This is a genomic window from Streptomyces sp. NPDC020192 (assembly GCF_044388685.1).
Classification (GTDB): Bacteria; Actinomycetota; Actinomycetes; order Streptomycetales; family Streptomycetaceae; genus Streptomyces.
Map to the genome: position 1 here is coordinate 256,867 of NZ_JBIRXG010000005.1, position 16,833 is coordinate 273,699.

At 71.1% G+C, this 16,833-nt stretch carries 17 protein-coding genes; 8 read left to right on the forward strand and 9 right to left on the reverse strand.

Annotated elements, in window-relative coordinates:
* Positions 1-7: 7 nt before the first annotated feature.
* A complete protein-coding gene (locus ACH47Z_RS13000; protein WP_399073280.1) occupies positions 8-796 on the reverse strand; it encodes a protein phosphatase 2C domain-containing protein in 789 nt (262 codons plus the stop codon).
* 385 nt (positions 797-1,181) lie between these two features.
* Between ACH47Z_RS13000 and ACH47Z_RS13005 the strand changes: the two genes are divergently transcribed.
* The 5 genes from ACH47Z_RS13005 to ACH47Z_RS13025 are packed head-to-tail and all read left to right on the forward strand — an operon-like array spanning position 1,182 to position 6,741.
* Positions 1,182-3,878: a nitrate- and nitrite sensing domain-containing protein gene (locus tag ACH47Z_RS13005; protein ID WP_399073281.1), complete on the forward strand. Its 2,697-nt coding sequence runs from the start codon at positions 1,182-1,184 to the stop codon at positions 3,876-3,878.
* Positions 3,875-4,408: a roadblock/LC7 domain-containing protein gene (locus tag ACH47Z_RS13010; protein ID WP_399073282.1), complete on the forward strand. Its 534-nt coding sequence runs from the start codon at positions 3,875-3,877 to the stop codon at positions 4,406-4,408. The genes ACH47Z_RS13005 and ACH47Z_RS13010 overlap by 4 nt, the downstream gene beginning before the upstream one ends.
* On the forward strand, positions 4,405-4,824 hold the full coding sequence (locus tag ACH47Z_RS13015) for a DUF742 domain-containing protein (RefSeq protein ID WP_399073283.1): 420 nt from the start codon (positions 4,405-4,407) through the stop codon (positions 4,822-4,824). The genes ACH47Z_RS13010 and ACH47Z_RS13015 overlap by 4 nt, the downstream gene beginning before the upstream one ends.
* A complete protein-coding gene (locus ACH47Z_RS13020) occupies positions 4,805-5,464 on the forward strand; it encodes a GTP-binding protein (RefSeq protein ID WP_399073284.1) in 660 nt (219 codons plus the stop codon). Before ACH47Z_RS13015 ends, ACH47Z_RS13020 begins: the two co-directional genes overlap by 20 nt.
* 23 nt (positions 5,465-5,487) lie before the next feature.
* Complete coding sequence (locus ACH47Z_RS13025) at positions 5,488-6,741, forward strand: styrene monooxygenase/indole monooxygenase family protein (protein ID WP_399073285.1); 1,254 nt, start codon at positions 5,488-5,490, stop codon at positions 6,739-6,741.
* On the opposite strand, the gene ACH47Z_RS13030 is transcribed toward ACH47Z_RS13025, so the two are convergent.
* From ACH47Z_RS13030 to sigJ, 5 genes are all read right to left on the reverse strand, one after another.
* Positions 6,714-7,763, reverse strand: coding sequence for an NlpC/P60 family protein (locus tag ACH47Z_RS13030; protein ID WP_399073286.1), 1,050 nt, complete (start codon positions 7,761-7,763; stop codon positions 6,714-6,716). The genes ACH47Z_RS13025 and ACH47Z_RS13030 overlap by 28 nt on opposite strands.
* A gap of 123 nt (positions 7,764-7,886) precedes the next feature.
* On the reverse strand, positions 7,887-8,189 hold the full coding sequence (locus ACH47Z_RS13035) for a hypothetical protein (protein WP_399073287.1): 303 nt from the start codon (positions 8,187-8,189) through the stop codon (positions 7,887-7,889).
* A gap of 10 nt (positions 8,190-8,199) precedes the next feature.
* A complete protein-coding gene (locus tag ACH47Z_RS13040; RefSeq protein ID WP_399073288.1) occupies positions 8,200-8,850 on the reverse strand; it encodes a TetR/AcrR family transcriptional regulator in 651 nt (216 codons plus the stop codon).
* 48 nt (positions 8,851-8,898) lie between these two features.
* Positions 8,899-9,642 carry a class I SAM-dependent methyltransferase gene (locus ACH47Z_RS13045; protein WP_399073289.1) on the reverse strand — a complete coding sequence of 248 codons (744 nt, stop codon included), beginning with the start codon at positions 9,640-9,642 and terminating at the stop codon, positions 8,899-8,901.
* Positions 9,643-10,048: 406 nt separating this feature from the next.
* A complete protein-coding gene (gene sigJ / locus ACH47Z_RS13050) occupies positions 10,049-10,987 on the reverse strand; it encodes an RNA polymerase sigma factor SigJ (RefSeq protein ID WP_399073290.1) in 939 nt (312 codons plus the stop codon).
* 158 nt (positions 10,988-11,145) lie between these two features.
* On the opposite strand from sigJ, the gene ACH47Z_RS13055 reads away from it, so the two are divergent.
* A complete protein-coding gene (locus ACH47Z_RS13055; RefSeq protein ID WP_399073291.1) occupies positions 11,146-11,775 on the forward strand; it encodes an LUD domain-containing protein in 630 nt (209 codons plus the stop codon).
* 10 nt (positions 11,776-11,785) lie between these two features.
* Here the strand turns inward: ACH47Z_RS13055 and ACH47Z_RS13060 are convergent, their stop codons facing one another.
* Positions 11,786-12,724 carry a diiron oxygenase gene (locus ACH47Z_RS13060; protein WP_399073292.1) on the reverse strand — a complete coding sequence of 313 codons (939 nt, stop codon included), beginning with the start codon at positions 12,722-12,724 and terminating at the stop codon, positions 11,786-11,788.
* Between the two features lie 124 nt (positions 12,725-12,848).
* Here ACH47Z_RS13060 and ACH47Z_RS13065 point away from each other — a divergent pair, with 124 nt between their 5' ends.
* Positions 12,849-13,958, forward strand: coding sequence for a ferritin-like domain-containing protein (locus ACH47Z_RS13065; RefSeq protein ID WP_399073293.1), 1,110 nt, complete (start codon positions 12,849-12,851; stop codon positions 13,956-13,958).
* 55 nt (positions 13,959-14,013) lie between these two features.
* Positions 14,014-14,856, forward strand: a complete 843-nt coding sequence (locus ACH47Z_RS13070) for a hypothetical protein (protein WP_399073409.1) — start codon at positions 14,014-14,016, stop codon at positions 14,854-14,856.
* Here ACH47Z_RS13070 and ACH47Z_RS13075 read toward each other — a convergent pair.
* Positions 14,849-15,328: a DUF3291 domain-containing protein gene (locus ACH47Z_RS13075; protein ID WP_399073294.1), complete on the reverse strand. Its 480-nt coding sequence runs from the start codon at positions 15,326-15,328 to the stop codon at positions 14,849-14,851. The genes ACH47Z_RS13070 and ACH47Z_RS13075 overlap by 8 nt on opposite strands.
* Before the next feature lie 45 nt (positions 15,329-15,373).
* The gene (locus ACH47Z_RS13080; protein ID WP_399073410.1) at positions 15,374-16,831 is read right to left on the reverse strand and encodes a penicillin-binding transpeptidase domain-containing protein; all 1,458 of its coding nucleotides are present in this window, start codon (positions 16,829-16,831) and stop codon (positions 15,374-15,376) included.
* Positions 16,832-16,833 lie beyond the last annotated feature (2 nt).

The window sequence follows — 16,833 nt, forward strand, 5'->3', positions numbered from 1 at the left end:
GGGCGGCTCACAGCTCGACGTACACCACCGTCGCGTCGTCGTGCGTCTTGCCGCGCCGCAGGAACGCCCGCTTCTCGCTGTCCGCCGTCTCCAGCTCCCGTACCCGGTCCACCAGGGCCCGGGCGCCCTCCTTCTCGACGACGTCGAACAGGGCCGGCCAGTCGCCCTCGTGGAACTTCTCCGTCCAGCGGGTCGCCCCGTCCGTCAGCGCGGCCAGCGCGCGGACCTCGTCGCGCGGCACGGTGCCGGTGACCGCGCGGGCGGCCACGGCGGGGTCGGCGGCCGCCGTGAAGAAGCCGCCCTCCTTGTTGCGCAGGTGCGCGTCCACCAGGGCGTCGGTGGCGCGCGCGGCGCGCGGGAGCTGGGCGAGACGGTCGTCCAGGACCGCGGTGACCGTGCCGTCGGGGGCCTTCAGGAGCAGCGCGGAGTCGGACAGCACCAGGTACTCGACCGCGCCGGCGGACCAGCGGGCCAGGGCCACGGTGGCCTGAGGGGTGCGCGGGTGAGAAAGGTCACAGGTGTCCCCGTGGGCCTCGGCGGTCCGCGCGATCGCCCGCGAGAGAATCTCCGGGAGCGTCAGATCTCGCCCCGAAACGGTCAGTTCGGTCAGCGCGCCACCGAGCCGCGCGGTGAACCAGGGGACGGAATGCAGACACCCCGTCTCATCCCTCGGCGGTGTCACCCCGTCGAGGACGATCACGCAACCGCCCTGTCCGGAGGCAGGTAGTCCGACACCGGCGAAGTCCTCGTTGGGGCGGTTTGCGTCACCGGGGTCCGAAACGAGATCAGTTCGCATCCAGCCAGTCTGCACGAGGTCTTCACGGCTTCCGCCAAAGCCTGGTAAGTGCCCCCGAATTGATACGACCTTGCAGGTCAGGCGCCTGTTTTAGGCGGGAATCGACCCTTCCGGGAAGAGGCGGGTGGCGAATACTGCCAAAGCCTGCCGCGCGCGTCCAACCGGCGTGCCGCACACCCGTGGTGCACGCGCCACTGGAACTTGCCCGTCAACTCCCCTCCGATGTTCACTCCTTCGAGTGGCGGGTCAGGTGATGCAGGGCCACCGCCCACCGGCGCTGGGAGGGTCGGGAACCGTACGAACCGGGTGTACGCACCACCTGGCACCGAGATGACGGGGTGCCACCCGGGCCCCTGGGTAGACGAGTTCAGGATTGCGAGCACCGGTGCAGAAAAAGCGGCCTCGGCGCACAGGCAGGCAGACGGACCCCGCGGGGACCGCCCAGCAGACCCCCGTGGGCACCGGCCGTCCCACCCATGTGCGCACCCGGCTGATCGCCGCCGTCGCCGTGGTGGCCGCCGCGATCGCCGGCGCGGCGGCGCCTTCCCTGCTCACCGCCTCCGGAAACGTCAGCGATTCCCAGGACCTGGTGACGCTGGCCTCCCGCACCCAGGACGCGCTCGCCCTCGCCCACTCGCTGGCCGACGAGCGCGACGAGGTCACCTCCTACCTCGCGGCCGGGCGCCCCAAGGCGAAGGCCCCCTCCGAGGACCGCAGCGCCCGCGTCGACCACCAGGTGGAGGACCTGCGCGCCGACACCGACACCCCGGCGAGCCTGCGGAGCGCACTCGACGGCATCGACGCCGTCCGCCAGGCCGCGCTCACCGGCAAGAGCACGGCCCTCCAGGCCCACCAGGCCTACTCGGAGACGATCACCGCCCTGCACAAGCTCGCCGAGCAGCTGGCCGGACAGTCGCCCCCGCGGGCCGGCTCCGGCGCCCACGCGCTCGCCGAGCTGGACACCGCCGTCCAGCAGTCCGCCGCCGCCCGCGGCCTGCTGCTGGCCGCGCTGAACGTGCCGGGCACCACGCGCACGGTGATCAGCCCCGTGACCGGCCTGCCCACCACGATCTCCACCACCACCGAGGCCGACAGGAAGCAGCGCGACGCGCTCAGCACCGCCGCCCAGCAGGCCCGGCTGCGCTCCGACGCGTCCCTCGCCGACTTCCGCGAGACCGCCCCGCAGTCCGCCGTCGACTCCTACGACTCCACGGTCACCGGCCCCGAGGTCAACTCGGCGGACGAGTACCTGGCCACGCTGACCGCCCAGCCCACCCTCACCGACAGCGAGCTGACCACCAGCACCAAGAAGCTGGACGCGGCCCTGTCCGCCCGGGTCGACCTCATGACCGGCGCGGAATCCGCCCTCTACGACCACCGCACCAAGGACCTGGCGAAACTCCGCGACGACGACGTCACGGCGCTGGAGATCCGCATCGCCGTCCTGGGCGCCCTGATGCTGGTGGCCGTGGGCATCGCGACGGCCATGGCCCGTACGCTGACCCGCCCCCTGTCCGTCCTGCGCCGAGGCTCGGCCCGCCTGGCGGAGCCCGGGGACCCGGCGGCCCAGGAGCCGATCGCCTTCACCGGCCGCAACGACGAGTTCGCCCAGGTGGTCCGCGCGGTCAACGCCCTGCACGCCCACGCGGCGGCCCTGCACGAACGGGTCACCACGCTGGAGACCGACCGCAAGCACCTGGTCGGCCAGCGCCAGAAGATGGCCGACGCCCGCGAGGCGCTTCACGCCGAACTCACGGAGTCCGCCGCCCAGTTGGAGCGGCTGCGCACCAGCATCAGCGGCACCTTCGTCAACCTGGCCCTGCGCACCCTGGGCCTGGTCGAGCGCCAACTGGCCGTCATCGAGGGCCTGGAGGAGCGCGAACAGGATCCCGACCGTCTGGCCACGCTCTTCAAGCTGGACCACTTCGCCACGGTCATGCGCCGGCACAGCGAGAACCTCCTGGTCCTCGCGGGCACCGAGCACGTGCAGCAGCACCACGGCCCGGTCCCGCTGGTCGACGTCGTCCGCGCGGCGGTCAGCGAGATCGAGCGCTACGAACGCGTCCGCATCGCCTCTCTCCCTCCGCACGCCCACCTGGCGGGCTTCGCGGCGGACGACCTCTCCCACCTCCTGGCGGAGCTGATGGAGAACGCCACGTCGTTCTCCCCGCCGGACCTCCCGGTCGAGGTCTCCGGCTGGCTCCTGGAGTCCGGCGAGGTGATGCTCTCCGTCCAGGACGAGGGCATCGGCATGGCGACGGACCGCCTCGACGTCCTCAACACCCGCCTGGCCGACTTCGACCCCGAGTCCCACTACGACAACGAGGGCGAGACCGGCCTCGGCCTCGGCCTGTACGTCGTCGCCCGCCTCGCCCACCGCCACGGCGTCCGTGCGCAGCTGCGCGCGCAGAAGCAGGGCGGCATCGCGGCGGTCGTCGTCCTCCCGGCCACCCTCCTGGCACAGGCCCCGCCGGCCCCGCTCCCCCCGCACACCACGTCCATGAGCAGCACCGGCACCTTCTCCCTCCCGGGCGCCGACGCCGAGGTCAACTCCAACATCCTCCACGGCCGCACCAAGAACACCGACCCGTTGGTGGCGCTGGCGGAGGAGGCGGTACGGGCGGAGGAGACGGGCGAACACGAACAGGCCGAGCCGCCCACCGAGCCCACGGAAACCCGCCCGAAGGCCCCGGCGGAGACCTACGCCGAGACGACGATGGAGCTGCTGCTCCCGGACCTGACGCAGGAGCCTGCGGCCACCGAAACGGACGCGGCGCCCACGGACCCGGCGGCCGCCGACGGTGAAGCCGAGGCGGACGCCGCACGGGCTGAGGCGCCGCAGGACACCGCCGAGGCGGAGGAGCGGCTCACCGCCAAGGGCCTCCCCAAACGCACACCCAGGATCACCGCACCCGCCGCCCCACCCCGCCAACGCACCGCAAGCGTCGACGCCGAAGCCCTGCGCCGCAGGCTCGGCGGCTTCCGCACCGGCGCCCAGGCCGGCTACCGCGCCGTAGAGGCGGAGATCGCGGAACGTACGGAAGACACCACGGGGGGCACTGTCGAGGAGGCAAGCAGTTGACCGCGCCCAGCACCTTCGGACTGAGCAGTGAGGCCCGCAACCTGCACTGGCTGCTGACCAACCTGGTGGAGGAAGTGCCCGGCATCCAGTCCGTCGCCGTAGTGTCCTCGGACGGCCTGCTGCTGCTCTCGTCCGACCCGGCCCTCCCCCACGCTCGAACCCGCTCGCGCGGGGGGACCCCCAGGGCCGCATCCCGCGAGAAGCGCGCGGCGAAGGGCCCGAGGGGCTCCTCCGCCGACCTCGCCACCATCGTCTCCGGCATCGGCAGCCTCACCGTCGGCGCCGCCAAGCTGATGGACTCCGGCGGGGTCAGGCACACGATGGTCGCCATGGAGGAGGGCAGCCTGTTCGTGATGTCCATCAGCGACGGCTCGCTGCTCGGCGTGCACGGCTCCGCCGAGTGCGACATGAGCGTGGTGGCGTACCACATGGCCCTGTTCGTCGGCCGCGCCGGCCACGTCCTCACCCCCGAACTCCGCAGCGAGCTGCGAAAATCCCTGGAAGCCGAGTCGACGGGGAGCACCCGATGAGCGGCCCGCAGAAGAAGCTCCCCATACGCGGCGGCGACCGCAAACCCGCCCGCGTGCGCCCCTACTCGCTCACCGGCGGCCGTACCCGCTTCGGCCACGTCCTCCTCGTGGAGACGTTCGTGGCCAGCACGGCGGCCCTCGAAGCCCCCGAGGAGCGCAGGGAACTGACGAACGGCTCCCTCAACACCCGGGTCATGCCGGAGATGCGGGCCATCGTCGAACTGTGCCGCCGTATGCGCACGGTGGCCGAGATCGCCGCGCTGCTGAAGATGCCGCTCGGCGTGGTCCGCGTGCTCCTGAGCGACCTCGCGGACCAGGGAAAGATCCGTGTGTACGGCACCGGAACGGGTCACGGCACCGGCCGCCCGGACCGCGCTCTGCTGGAAAGGGTGCTGAGTGGACTCCGTCGTCTCTGACGCCGTCGCCTCCGCCGTCGGAGGCACCCCCCTCGTCGCCGGTTTCACCGAGCCCGACGAGGACCTGAAATCCTGGCAGACGGACCGTACGAGGGCCCCCGTCGCGACGAAGATCGTGGTGGCGGGCGGCTTCGGCGTCGGCAAGACCACCCTGGTCGGGACCGTCTCGGAGATCACGCCGCTCCAGACCGAGGCGCTGATGACCGAGGCGAGCGAGGGCACCGACGACCTGTCCGCCACGCCGGGCAAGCTCACCACCACCGTGGCCATGGACTACGGCCGCATCACGCTCGACGACGACCTGGTGCTCTACCTGTTCGGCACACCGGGCCAGCAGCGGTTCTGGTTCATGTGGGACGACCTGGTGCGCGGCGCGATCGGCGCCGTCGTCCTGGCCGACACCCGCCGCCTGAAGGACTGCTTCCCCGCGCTGGACTACTTCGAGAGCTGCGGACTGCCGTACGTCGTCGCGGTCAACCACTTCGACGGCAGTGAGCTGTTCGAGCCGGAGGACGTACGGGAGGCGCTGACGATACCCGCGCACATCCCTGTCATGATCATGGACGCGCGGCGTCGAATTTCGGCCATCGAGACACTGCTGGCCCTGGTCGGCCACGCGCTGGACGAAACCCCCGAGTAGTCCTGTTAGGAGCCCTCACCCGCATGCGGAAGATACTCGTCGTAGGAGCCGGCCAGTCCGGTCTCCAGCTCGCCCTCGGCCTGCAGTCGCACGGCTACGAGGTCACCCTGATGTCGAACCGGACCGCGGACGAGATCCGCACCGGCCGGGTCATGTCGACACAGTGCATGTTCGACACGGCACTGCAGCACGAGCGCGATCTCCAGCTGAACTTCTGGGAGTCCCAGGCCCCGAAGATCGAAGGACTCGGCGTCTCGGTCGCGGCCCCCGGCTCACACGACCCGGGCCCCACGCAGCGGGCCATCGACTGGGTGGGCAGGCTCGACGGGTACGCGCAGTCGGTCGACCAGCGGGTGAAGATGGCCGGCTGGATGGAGACCTTCGCGCAGCGCGGCGGCCAGCTGGTCATCCACGGCGCGGCGGTCGGCGACCTCGACTACTTCTCCCGCGCCTACGACCTCGTCCTGGTCTCGGCCGGCAAGGGCGAGCTGGTCCAGATGTTCGGCCGCGACGCCTCCCGCTCCCCGTACAGCGAGCCGCAGCGCGCGCTGGCGGTGGCGTACGTCCACGGTCTCGGCCCGCGCCCGGAGCACCCGGAGTTCGACGCGGTCCGCTGCAACCTGGTGCCGGGCGTCGGCGAGCTGTTCGTCATGCCGACCCTGACCACCTCCGGCCGCGCCGACATCCTCTTCTGGGAGGGCATACCCGGCGGCCCGCTCGACGTCTTCAACGGCGTCAAGGACCCGGCGGAGCACCTCTCCCTGACCCTGGAACTCATGGAGAAGTTCACGCCCTGGGAGTACGCGCGGGCGACGAAGGTCGAACTGACCGACGCGGGCGGCACGCTGGCCGGCCGCTACGCTCCGACGGTCCGCAACCCCATCGGCCGACTGCCCGGCGGCGGCCTGGTGCTGGGTGTCGCGGACGTCGTCGTGGCCAACGATCCGATCACCGGTCAGGGCTCCAACTCGGCGGCCAAGTGCGCCGCCGCGTACCTCGCCTCGATCCTCGAACACGGGGACAAGGAGTTCGACGAGGCCTGGATGCAGGCCACCTTCGACCGGTACTGGGCCACGGCCCAGCACGTCACCAAGTGGACCAACGCGATGCTCGCCCCGCCGCCGGAGCACATCCTGAACCTCATCGGCGCGGCCGGCCAGCTCCAGCCGGTCGCGGACCGCTTCGCCAACGCCTTCGACGACCCGGCCGACTTCGAGGACTTCTTCTACGAGCCGGAGAAGACGCAGGCCTACCTGGCGTCGGTGGCCGGGGCCTGATCCGGACGTACGGCACCGAGGACCGGGTACGACGCCAGAGGTGACACCTTCACCGCGTCTCCCGGTCTCGGTGCGTGGACGACCCTGCCGTCCCCGACGTACATCGCCACGTGCGTCGCGTCGGGGAAGTAGACGACCAGGTCACCCGGGCGCAGTTCGCTCAGCGGGATGCGCTTGAGGCGCTGCCACTGTTCCTGGCTGGTGCGGGGGATCGGGGTGCCCGCGTGGGACCACGCCTGGGCGGTGAGGCCCGAGCAGTCGTAGGCGTCGGGGCCCTCCGCGCCCCACTCGTACGGCTTGCCGACCTGGTCCATGGCGTAGCGGACCGCGCGGTTCCCGGCCGGGGTGGCGGAGCGGGCCGTGGGCAGGGCACCGGCGGTGGTGAGCTTCTGCTGGGCCGCGGTGACGTTCCGCTGCTCCAGCACGGCGATCGCGGCGAGCTGGGCCGGGGTGAGGCCGGCCAGCAGGCGTTCCACGTCGGCGAGCCTGGCCCGGACCTCGTCGTGCTGTTTCTTCTGCTGGTCCGTGAGCGTGAGCTGGGTGTCCAGGGCCTTGCGGGCGGCCCGGGCCAGGGCGTCCTTGCGCTGCTCCGAGGTGGTCAGCCGGGACACCGTACGGGCCCGGTCACGCTCCAGCTCCCCGATGACATGGCCCTCGTCCAGGGCGTGCTCCGGGTCGGGGGCGAGGAGCAGCCGGACGTAGGGGCCGAGGCCGGTGCTGCTCTGGTACTGCTGGCGGGCCAGCCGGCCGGCGTCGGCCCGGCTGTCCTGGAGGGCCAGCCGGGCGCGGGCCAGTTCGCCGTCCAGCCGGGACACCTGGGCGCTCTGCTGCTTCAGCAGATTCGCGGTGCCGTTGTAGGTCTCGATGGCCTGTTCGGTCCGCCGGTACAGCTGCTGAAGGTTCGTCAGCAGCTGGGCGACGGACTGCTGCGGTTCCGGTACGGCCGCGGCGGGTGCGGGGACGAGGACGGCCTGGGCCGCCATGGTCGTCGTACAGGCCAGGCGCAGAAGCACTCCTGACACGTCATCACCTCGGGTGCGGGGAGGGTGTCCCGGCGGGCGGGCTGTTCGCCTCCTATCGCACCGCGATCATCAGATGATCCGTGCGGGGCGCGCGTCCGGAATGGGCGGTTCGGCCCACACATGTCACCCGTCCGCGTCGTCCGGCTTGCCACGCGGTGCCGCGGCCGGCTTCGACCAGGGCCACCGGAGCCTGCCGCCCGAGATGTCGTCCGGGTCGTAGAGGTACTTCCACCCCTGGATCAGCCCCAGCCGCTTGCTGTGCCCCCTCGGCACGCGGCGGTAGACCAGCACCGTGGGCGGGCCGCCGTCCGGGTCGGGGACGGGGATGCGGTACGTCTTCGGGGGGTGCCCGGTCGGGCCGACCATGACGGGCAGCACACGACCATCCATCGGGCCGCCCTCGAAGGGGGTGTCCTGGCTCTTCACCCGTCCAGTCTCAGCCATCCCCGTCGAGCGCGCCGACGAGGGCGGCCGTCTGCGGGTCCCGGCCGGCGGTGACGGTGAGGACGGCCACGAACTGCTCCACCAGCCAGTCGCGCAGCTCCTCGACCGGGGGCTGCTTGTCCTCGTCCAGCCAGATCAGCGAGGCCGCCTCGACGGCCGTGATCCACGTCCGCACGGTCATCCGCAGCCGGGGGCCGGGGTCGGCGACACCGAGATGCCGGTAGATGTGCTCGGCGGCGGCCCGGCGAACGCCGTCCACGGTGGCCGTCGTCCGCGACGTCTCCACCACACTGCCGCCCTGGAGCAGCGCGCTGAACCCGGTGTCGTGCTCGTCGACGAAGGCCAGATACCGGTCCAGGGCCCGGGACAGCCGGTGCAGTAGCGGCCCCTCCAGGGGCTCGTCGAAGCACTGCTGCAGCTCCTCGGCCGCCGACCGCAGCGCGGCCTCGTACAGCTGCTGCTTGCCGCCCGGGAAGTACCGGTACACCAGGGGACGCGAGACCCCGGCCTCCTCCGCCACGTCGTCCAGCGACACGTCCTCGGGGGCGCGGTGCGCGAAGAGGGTCAGGGCGGCGGCGAGGAGCTGGCTGCGCCGCTCCTCGACGCTGAGCCGACGGTAGGCGGGGGTGGCGGCCGGGGTCATGCACGCAGGGTAACTGGTACTGACACGGGGCCGCCGTCCGTCCGCGGTTCAGTGGTCGGCCACGAGGAGCCGGTACCCGACGTCGATGCTGTCGAGCGTGAGCAGCTCGGCGTGACGTGTGTGCCAGCGGCCGGTCGCCAGGTCCTCCGCGAGCCGGGCCAGGCCGGGCGCGATGGCCTCCTCGCCGGTCTGGGCGAGCATGGAGATCCCCGCGCGCACCCGCGGGTCGAGGTAGGCGTCGGGGCGGCGCCAGTATGCGGCGCCGAATCCGTCCAGGCAGTCGTGCGGGATCCGCACCGGTTCCTGGCGCGCCCCGCCGAGCAGGTCGACCAGCCGGCCGGTCGGGGTGGCGCGGGTGTCGTCGAACGCGGCTGCCTGCGGGAGGTAGTCCCGGACGAGCCAGAACCGCTCACGGAAGATGTGCTGGTCCCACGTCAGGATGACGACGCGGCGGCGGGCGACCCTGCGCAGTTCGCCGACTCCGGCCGCGAGGTCGGACCAGTGGTGGACGGTCAGCAGGGCCATCACGGCGTCGGCGGCGTCGTCACGCAGCGGGAGGTGTTCGGCGACCGCCCGCACGGCGGGCGCGGATCCCGGCGGCCGCTGGGCGATCATGACCCGGCTGGGTTCGACCGCGAGGGCCGTCCGCTGCGGTTCGTACGAGCCGGTGCCCGCTCCGACGTTGATCACGTCGGTCGCGTTCCCGAGCGCGGCGTGGATCTGCGCGGCGATCCGCGGATCAGGTCGTCGTGTCCGGGCATACGTCGCGCCGAGTGCGTCATAGGTGGCCATGCCGGTCAGTATGCGAAGCTCCGGGACACGGAGGGGCGGCCCCGGTCGGGACGCCCCTCCGTCAGCCTGATCAGGATGCGCCCTGGACCCGGCTGAAGAGCCGGCCGGCGAGGTCGGCGCCCACGACCGCGCCGGTCTCGTCGCGGGTGAAGAAACCGCGCTGTCTCACCCTCGAGGTCCTGATCAAACCGGAGCTGCGTGCCGCGTCGGACAAGGAACTCCCCGCGCACTACACGTCGTTCGACTTCGGCCTGCTGCCCGGCGGCATCGAAGGGCGGTCAGGGTGAGGTCTTTGATCCTGAACCGCCGGATCACACCCTCGATCTGCCGCCGCAGGCGCTCGGCGTACGGGCCGTACCTGCCGATCGGCAGGCTGATACGCGCCCCGGCTTCGTTCCCACCCGCCTCAGCCCGTTGTCCAGTGACGGAGTTTCTCCGGGTTGCGTACCACCCAGATGTGCTTGATGCGGTCGCCCGCGACCTCGAACGCGAACACCGTCACGATGGCGCCGTCCTGCTCGGCCACCAGACCGGGCTGACCGTTGACCGTGCGTTCCAGGAACGTCATGTCGCCGGGCCTCCGGCGGGCGAGGTCGACCCAGGCGTGCGCGATCTGCTCGCCGCCTTCGATGGGGTGCAGGAAGGCGGTGACGAGGCCGCCGCCGTCGGCGATCGCCGTGGCGTCGGGGTCGAGCAGGCCGATGAGGGCATCGATGTCCTTGGCTTCCCATGCCTGCTTGAAGTCCCTGACGACGCCGACGCGTTGGGCCGCCGGAGTCGCGGAAGGCCGCGAGGCCCGGATGCGGCGGCGGGCCGAGGAGGCCAGCTGGCGGCATGCCGCCGGGGTACGGCCCACGATCTCGGCGACTTCGGCAAAGGAGTAGCGGAAGACATCGTGCAGGATGAACGCGATGCGCTCGGCCGGGGTCATCGATTCGAGCATGACCAGGAAGGCCAGGTTGACCGACTCGTCCAGGGTGACCCGGTCGGCCGGGTCGACCGTGGTGCCGCCCGGCCGCCCGCTGATCCACTCCGTACGCTCGGGCAGCGGCTCGGGGATCCATTCGCCCACGTAGGTCTCCCGCCGGGCCCGTGCCGAGCCGAGCAGGTTGAGGCAGACGCGGCTGGCGACCGTCGTCAGCCAGGCACCGGGGGACTCGATGGCGTCCTGCTGCTGCCGGGACATGGCGTACCAGCGGGTGTACGTCTCCTGGACGGCATCCTCGGCCTCGGCCAGTGAGCCCAGGAGCCGGTACGCGAGATTGATCAGCTGACGGCGCTCGCTCATGATCGTGTCGAGGCCCGGATCGGGCCGGCCCTGTCCTGGCCGGGATGGGGTGGTCATGGTGCCGACGGCTCCCTCGGTCGCATCTGCCCTCACCAGTTCGACAAGACAGCCCCCCGGAACGTGAGGCGACGCACCGGCCTCACATTCCGCGGGGCTGAGTTGTCGAACTGCTGAGACGGACACAGCATCCAGCGAACAGGAAGCTCAGAGACATCATGACTACCTCACTGCCGGCAACACCGTTCGCCGACCCGGCGCCGTCGCAGCGCCTGGAGCGGGCGGCCACCGCGCTGACCGCACACGGCTTCACCGTGGAGATCCTCGACGACGCCGCCGCCGCGCGTACCCGCGTCAAAGACCTGATACCGGAGGGTGCCGGCGTGTTCACCGGGGCCAGCGAGACCCTCCGCCTGTCCGGCATCGACAAGGACATCAACGCCGGCGGGCGGTACCAGGCCATCAAGCCACGCGTCCTGGCCATGGACCGCGCCACCCAGAGGGACGAGATGCGCAGGCTGTGCGCCGGCCCTGACGTCATCGTGGGCAGCGTCCACGCGGTCACCGAAACCGGCTCCCTCGTGGTCGCCTCGGGCAGCGGAAGCCAGTTGCCCGGCTACGCCGGCGGCGCCGCCCACGCGATCTGGATCGTCGGGGCGCAGAAGGTGGTACCCGACCTGCCCACCGCGCTGCGCCGCGTCGAAGAGCACTGCCTCCCACTGGAAAGCGCCCGCACCCAGGCGGTCCACGGGTGGCCCAGCGCCGTCAACCGCCTTCTCGTCCTCAACGCGGAACCGTACCCGGGGCGCGGCACCGTCCTGCTGCTCCGCGAAGCCATCGGATTCTGAACCGTTCGCCCTACGGCAGCAGCCCCGACGACCTCCACAGCCGCCGCCCCACACCCCGCAGCACCCCGATGTCGTCGAGGAAGTCCGTCAGCCGCTTCGCCCCCGTCTGCATGACCTCCCGCCGGTGCCCGCTCGCCTTCACCTGGGCCATCGCCTCCCGCTTGTCGAGGCCGACGTTCGTGTACACCTCGGGGTTCACGAACGCGACCGAGAACACCCGGGCGAACTCGCCCGAGGTGACCCGGGTGAACTCCTGGGACCACCTGGGGGCGGTCAGCATCTGGCGGCGCAGTTCCTCGCGGGCGTAGCGGACGTGGCGGGCCTCCTCGACCACGTGGATGCGCGTGACACCCCGGATCAGCGGCTGCACCCGCTCGTCCGGGAACGTCAGCCGCTGCATCCAGTCCAGGACCTCCTCACCCAGCAGAGTTGCCGTGAAGGAACCCGGCGTGGTCGAGATCGTCTTGAACAGCCGCCCAAGGTTGTGGTGCGCACGAGCCACCGGATACCACGGGGTCCCCCCGTGCGAGATCAGCCGGGCGAACATCTTCGAGTGCCGGCACTCGTCCTCGATCTCGGTCAGCGCGTAGCGGACGTGCGCGCTCGTCGCCGCCTTGTCGTAGATGTGCCGGACCAGCAGCTGCATGAGGATCAGCTCGAACCAGATGCCGAGCGAGGCCAGCGCCGCCGCCTCGTGCTGGGAGAGCAGGATCCGCTGCTCCTCGCTCATCCGCTTCCACATCGGCGTGTCGTACAGCGACACCAGCTCCGGCGGCCAGAACCACTTGCCCTCCTCGAAGGGGGCGTCCCAGTCCAGCTCCTTGTCCGGATCGAAGGAGTGCCTGGCGGAGGAGACGAGCAGCCGTTCGGCCACCTCTTCCCGGTCCTTGAGCAGGCCGAGCGCGTCGCGCAGTCCGTCCAGCGCGTCCGCTTCCGTCAGCGTCGTCATGGCTCCCTCACCTCGTTACCGGGGGTACGTCGTCCTTGCCCCTTATGAGACTGCCTGTCAGCAAGGCCGTCAATCCCTCGCACATGACTTGTTGACTGCGCGTCTACGTGTGAGCCTGCCGTGTATGCCGACCCAAGACCTGTACGCCAACGACCCGGGAGACTCCCCCTGGCAGGTGCCCGCGAGCGGTGCCGCCCGGTTCAACTGGGAGTACGACGACGGCCGCGACCGCCTGCTCGCCCTGTACCAGAAGGGCAAGGACAAGCAGTGGGACGGGCAGAAGCGCATCGACTGGGACCTGGAGGTCGACCCGTACGACGCGCTCGGCACCCCGGAGGAGTCCATGACCCTGTACGGCACGCCGTACTGGGACAAGATGACCGACAAGGACAAGGGCGAGCTGCGCCGGCACTTCGCCTCCTGGCAGTTCAGCCAGTTCCTGCACGGCGAGCAGGGCGCGATGATCTGTGCGGCGCGGATCGTGGAGTCGGTGCCCGACCTGGACGCCAAGTTCTACTCCGCGACCCAGACCATGGACGAGGCCCGGCACGCCGAGATATACGGCCGGTTCCTGCATGAGAAAATCGGGCTCGTCTATCCCATCAACGACAATCTGCAGGCGCTTCTCGGTGACACGCTCCGGGACAGCCGCTGGGACATGCCCTACCTCGGTATGCAGGTGCTCATCGAGGGCCTCGCGCTGGCCGCCTTCGGGATGATCCGGGACACCACGAACAAGCCGCTGCCCAAGCAGATCCTGACGTACGTCATGCAGGACGAGGCCCGGCACGTGGCCTTCGGCCGGATGGCGCTGCGCGACTACTACAAGCAGCTCACCGACGCCGAACTGCGTGAGCGCGAGGAGTTCGTCATCGAGGGCTGCTATCTGATGCGCGACCGGCTGCGGGGGGTGGAGGTGCTGGAGAACTTCGGCATCCCCACGGCCGAGGCGGAGGTGCTGAGCGAGCGCTCCGAGTTCCTCCAGCTGTTCCGCAAGCTGCTGTTCAGCCGCATCGTGCCCTGTGTCAAGGACATCGGCCTGTGGGGCAAACGGCTCCAGCAGGCCTACCTGGACATGGGCGTCTTCGACATGGGTGACGCCAGTCTGGACCTGCTCATGGCCCAGGACGAGGAACTGGCCGACCAGTTGGACGCGGAGCGCTTCGCCGCCGAGGAGCGGGAGCGGGTGGCGGAGGTGGAGGAGGCCGTCGAGGCGGGGGTCGCCGAGGGCTGAGCAGTCAGGTGGTGGCGGGGAGTTCACCCAGGTGGAGTAGCGTGCTGGCGTGTCCATGCCTCCGCCACCGCAGCAGCCGCAGCAGCCGTACGGGCAGCAACCGCCCTACGGCGCCTACGGCGTGCAACCGCCGTACGGTCAGCCGCCGCAGGCCGCCCCCGGCCCGTACGGCTCCCCGTACCCGCAACAGCAACAGCCGTACCCACCGCAGCCCTACCCCCAGCAGCAGCCCTACCCGGCCTGGGGTGTGCCGCCCATGGCGCCGCCGAAGAAGCGCCGGGTCGGGCTGATCCTCGGGATCGTGGGCGGCGTGGTCACGCTGGTCGTCGTGGGGCTCGTGCTGCTCGGGGCGGTGGTCAGCAGCGGCTTCCCGGCGGCGAAGAACAAGCTCACCCTGCCGAAGACGCTGCTCGACGGGAAGTACCAGCTCGCCCGGGACCTCTCCGACACCGAGGGCAAGAAGATCGAGGACGAGGCCGACGGCGCCTGGGACGCCAAGGACGTCCACGCCGTGGTCGCTTCCTACGGCGCGGGTGGTGACACGACCCAGGGCGCCCTGGTGGTGTCGGGCATGTACGGCCGGTTCAAGAACACCGATGAGGCCCGCGGCAACATGCTGAAGGGCGCCTCCGAGGCGGACGGCGTGACGGTGGCAGTGGCCCCGAAGGACTTCCCTGAGAGCGGCTCGCCCACGGTCACCTGTGAGGTGCTGACACAGAAGAAGCTCGGCGAGACCGTGACCTACCCCGTGTGCGCCTGGAGCGACGGCAACACGGGGGCCGGCGTCGCGTCGATCAACGCCAAGACGGCCAAGCAGGACCCGTCCGACGTGGACCTCGCGATGTACGCGAAGCTCACCCTCCAGGTCCGCTCGGAGATGATCAAGCCGATCAGCTGACCACCTCGGTCTGCTCCGGCGCCGGGAACGACGTCCGCAGCGTGAAGGCGTACGGCGTCGCGCCGTGCGCCCTCAGGTGCAGCAGCCGGTCCTCCGCCTCGGCGACCGTCGGGCGGTGGCCGGCCGGCACCCACCACAGCACGGCCGTCGCCTCCTCGAGCTTCTCGAACCACTCCCGGCGCCGGGCCAGCAACTCCCGGTGCTGCCCCTGGTACATGAACGCCGTCAGCGCGTTCGTGTCCCGCCACGTCGACATGTTGATGATCAGCCACTCGTCACCGAGGACCGGAACGTCGGTGGCGTTGCCGGAGTCGCTCTGCAAGCGCCACACGAACCCGTCCGCGGCGTCCGCCACCGCGTTCACCGGGTCGAGCGCGTCGACGAAGTACCGCAACTGGGGCGAGTCCAAAGGGAACTTGAGGCGGGCGATGTTGACCTGGGCGAGTTCGTGCGCGGCGGAAGTCTGCGTCATGACCGAACGGTAGGTCGGGTCCACGGACCGCCGGTACCCCCCGTCTCACCACCCGAGAACCGCCCGCATCACATCCCGCGCGATCGGTGCCGCGTCCCCGCCGCCGCTGATCTCGCCCCGGTCCGCCGAGGCGTCCTCCACCACCACCGCGACCGCCACCTGCGGCTCCAGGGCGCCCTCCGCCTGCGCCCAGGAGACGAACCAGGCGTACGGCACACCGGAGTTGCCGACGCCGTGCTGCGCGGTGCCGGTCTTGCCGCCGACGATCGCGCCGGGGATGGTTGCTCGGGTGCCGGTGCCCTCCCGGACCACGTCCGTCATCAGCTCCTTCAGGCGTACCGCCGTCGAAGGGTTCATCACCTGCCGTACCGGATGCGCCCCGCTCCCGGCGACCGTCTCCCCGCTGTGCCGGGTGGTCCGTTCCACCAGGTAGGGGGGCCGCAGCAGACCCCCGTCGGCGACGGCGGCCGCGACCATCGCCATCTGCAGCGGGGTGGCCCGCGTGTTGTACTGCCCGATCGAGGACAGCGCCAGCTGCGCCCTGTCCACATGCGGGTCGAAGGTGCTGGGCGAGGCGGAGAAGGGGATGCGCAGCCCGGTGTCGTTGAACCCGAAGGCCTGCGCCATGCCCACCATGTCCCGCACCCCGACGTCCACGCCGAGCTTGGCGAACACCGTGTTGCAGGACCACTCGAAGGCCGTCCGCAGCGAGGCGTCCCCGCAGCTGTCGGCCTCGTTGGTGAGCCGGGTCGTGGTGCCCGGCAGCCAGTAGGGGTCGGGGGAGTCGGTGGGCGCGTCCAGGTCGGTGACCACGCCCGCGTCCAGCGCCGCCGCCGCGGTGACCACCTTGAACGTCGAGCCCGGCGGATAGGTCTGCCGTACCGCCCGGTTGAGCATCGGCTTCTCCGGGTCGTGGTTGAGCCGCTCCCACGCCGAGGTCACCGCCTCCCCGTTGCCGGACAGCTGCGCGGGGTCGTACGACGGGCTCGACACCAGGGCCAGGACGCGGCCCGTGGCCGGTTCGATCGCGGCGACCGCGCCCTTGCGTCCGGCGAGCCCCCGGTACGCCGCCTCCTGCGCCTGCCGGTTCAGGGTCGTGACGACGTTTCCGGCCGGGTTGGGCCTGCGTGTCATGTCGTTCCACAGCGGCAGCGGCGCCAGCAGCGGATCGGTGCCGGAGAGCACGCTGTCCCCGGCGTGCTCCAGGAAGGTGGTGCCGTACGCCTGCGAGGCGAAGCCGGTCACCGGGGCGTACAACGGGCCGTCCTTGTAAGCCCGTTCGTAGCGCAGCTGCTCGCCGGTGTCGGTGGACCCGGTGACCGGCTCGTCGCCGACCAGGATGTCACCGCGTGGCTGGCCGTAACGGGCGATCGTGGCACGGCGGTTGGCCGGGTTGCGGTCGTACGTCCCGGACTCCACCACCTGCACCCGGGCCGCGTTGCCCAGCAGGGCCGCGAGCAGCAGTGCGCAGAACGCGCACGCGTGCCGGATGTAGCGGGCCATGG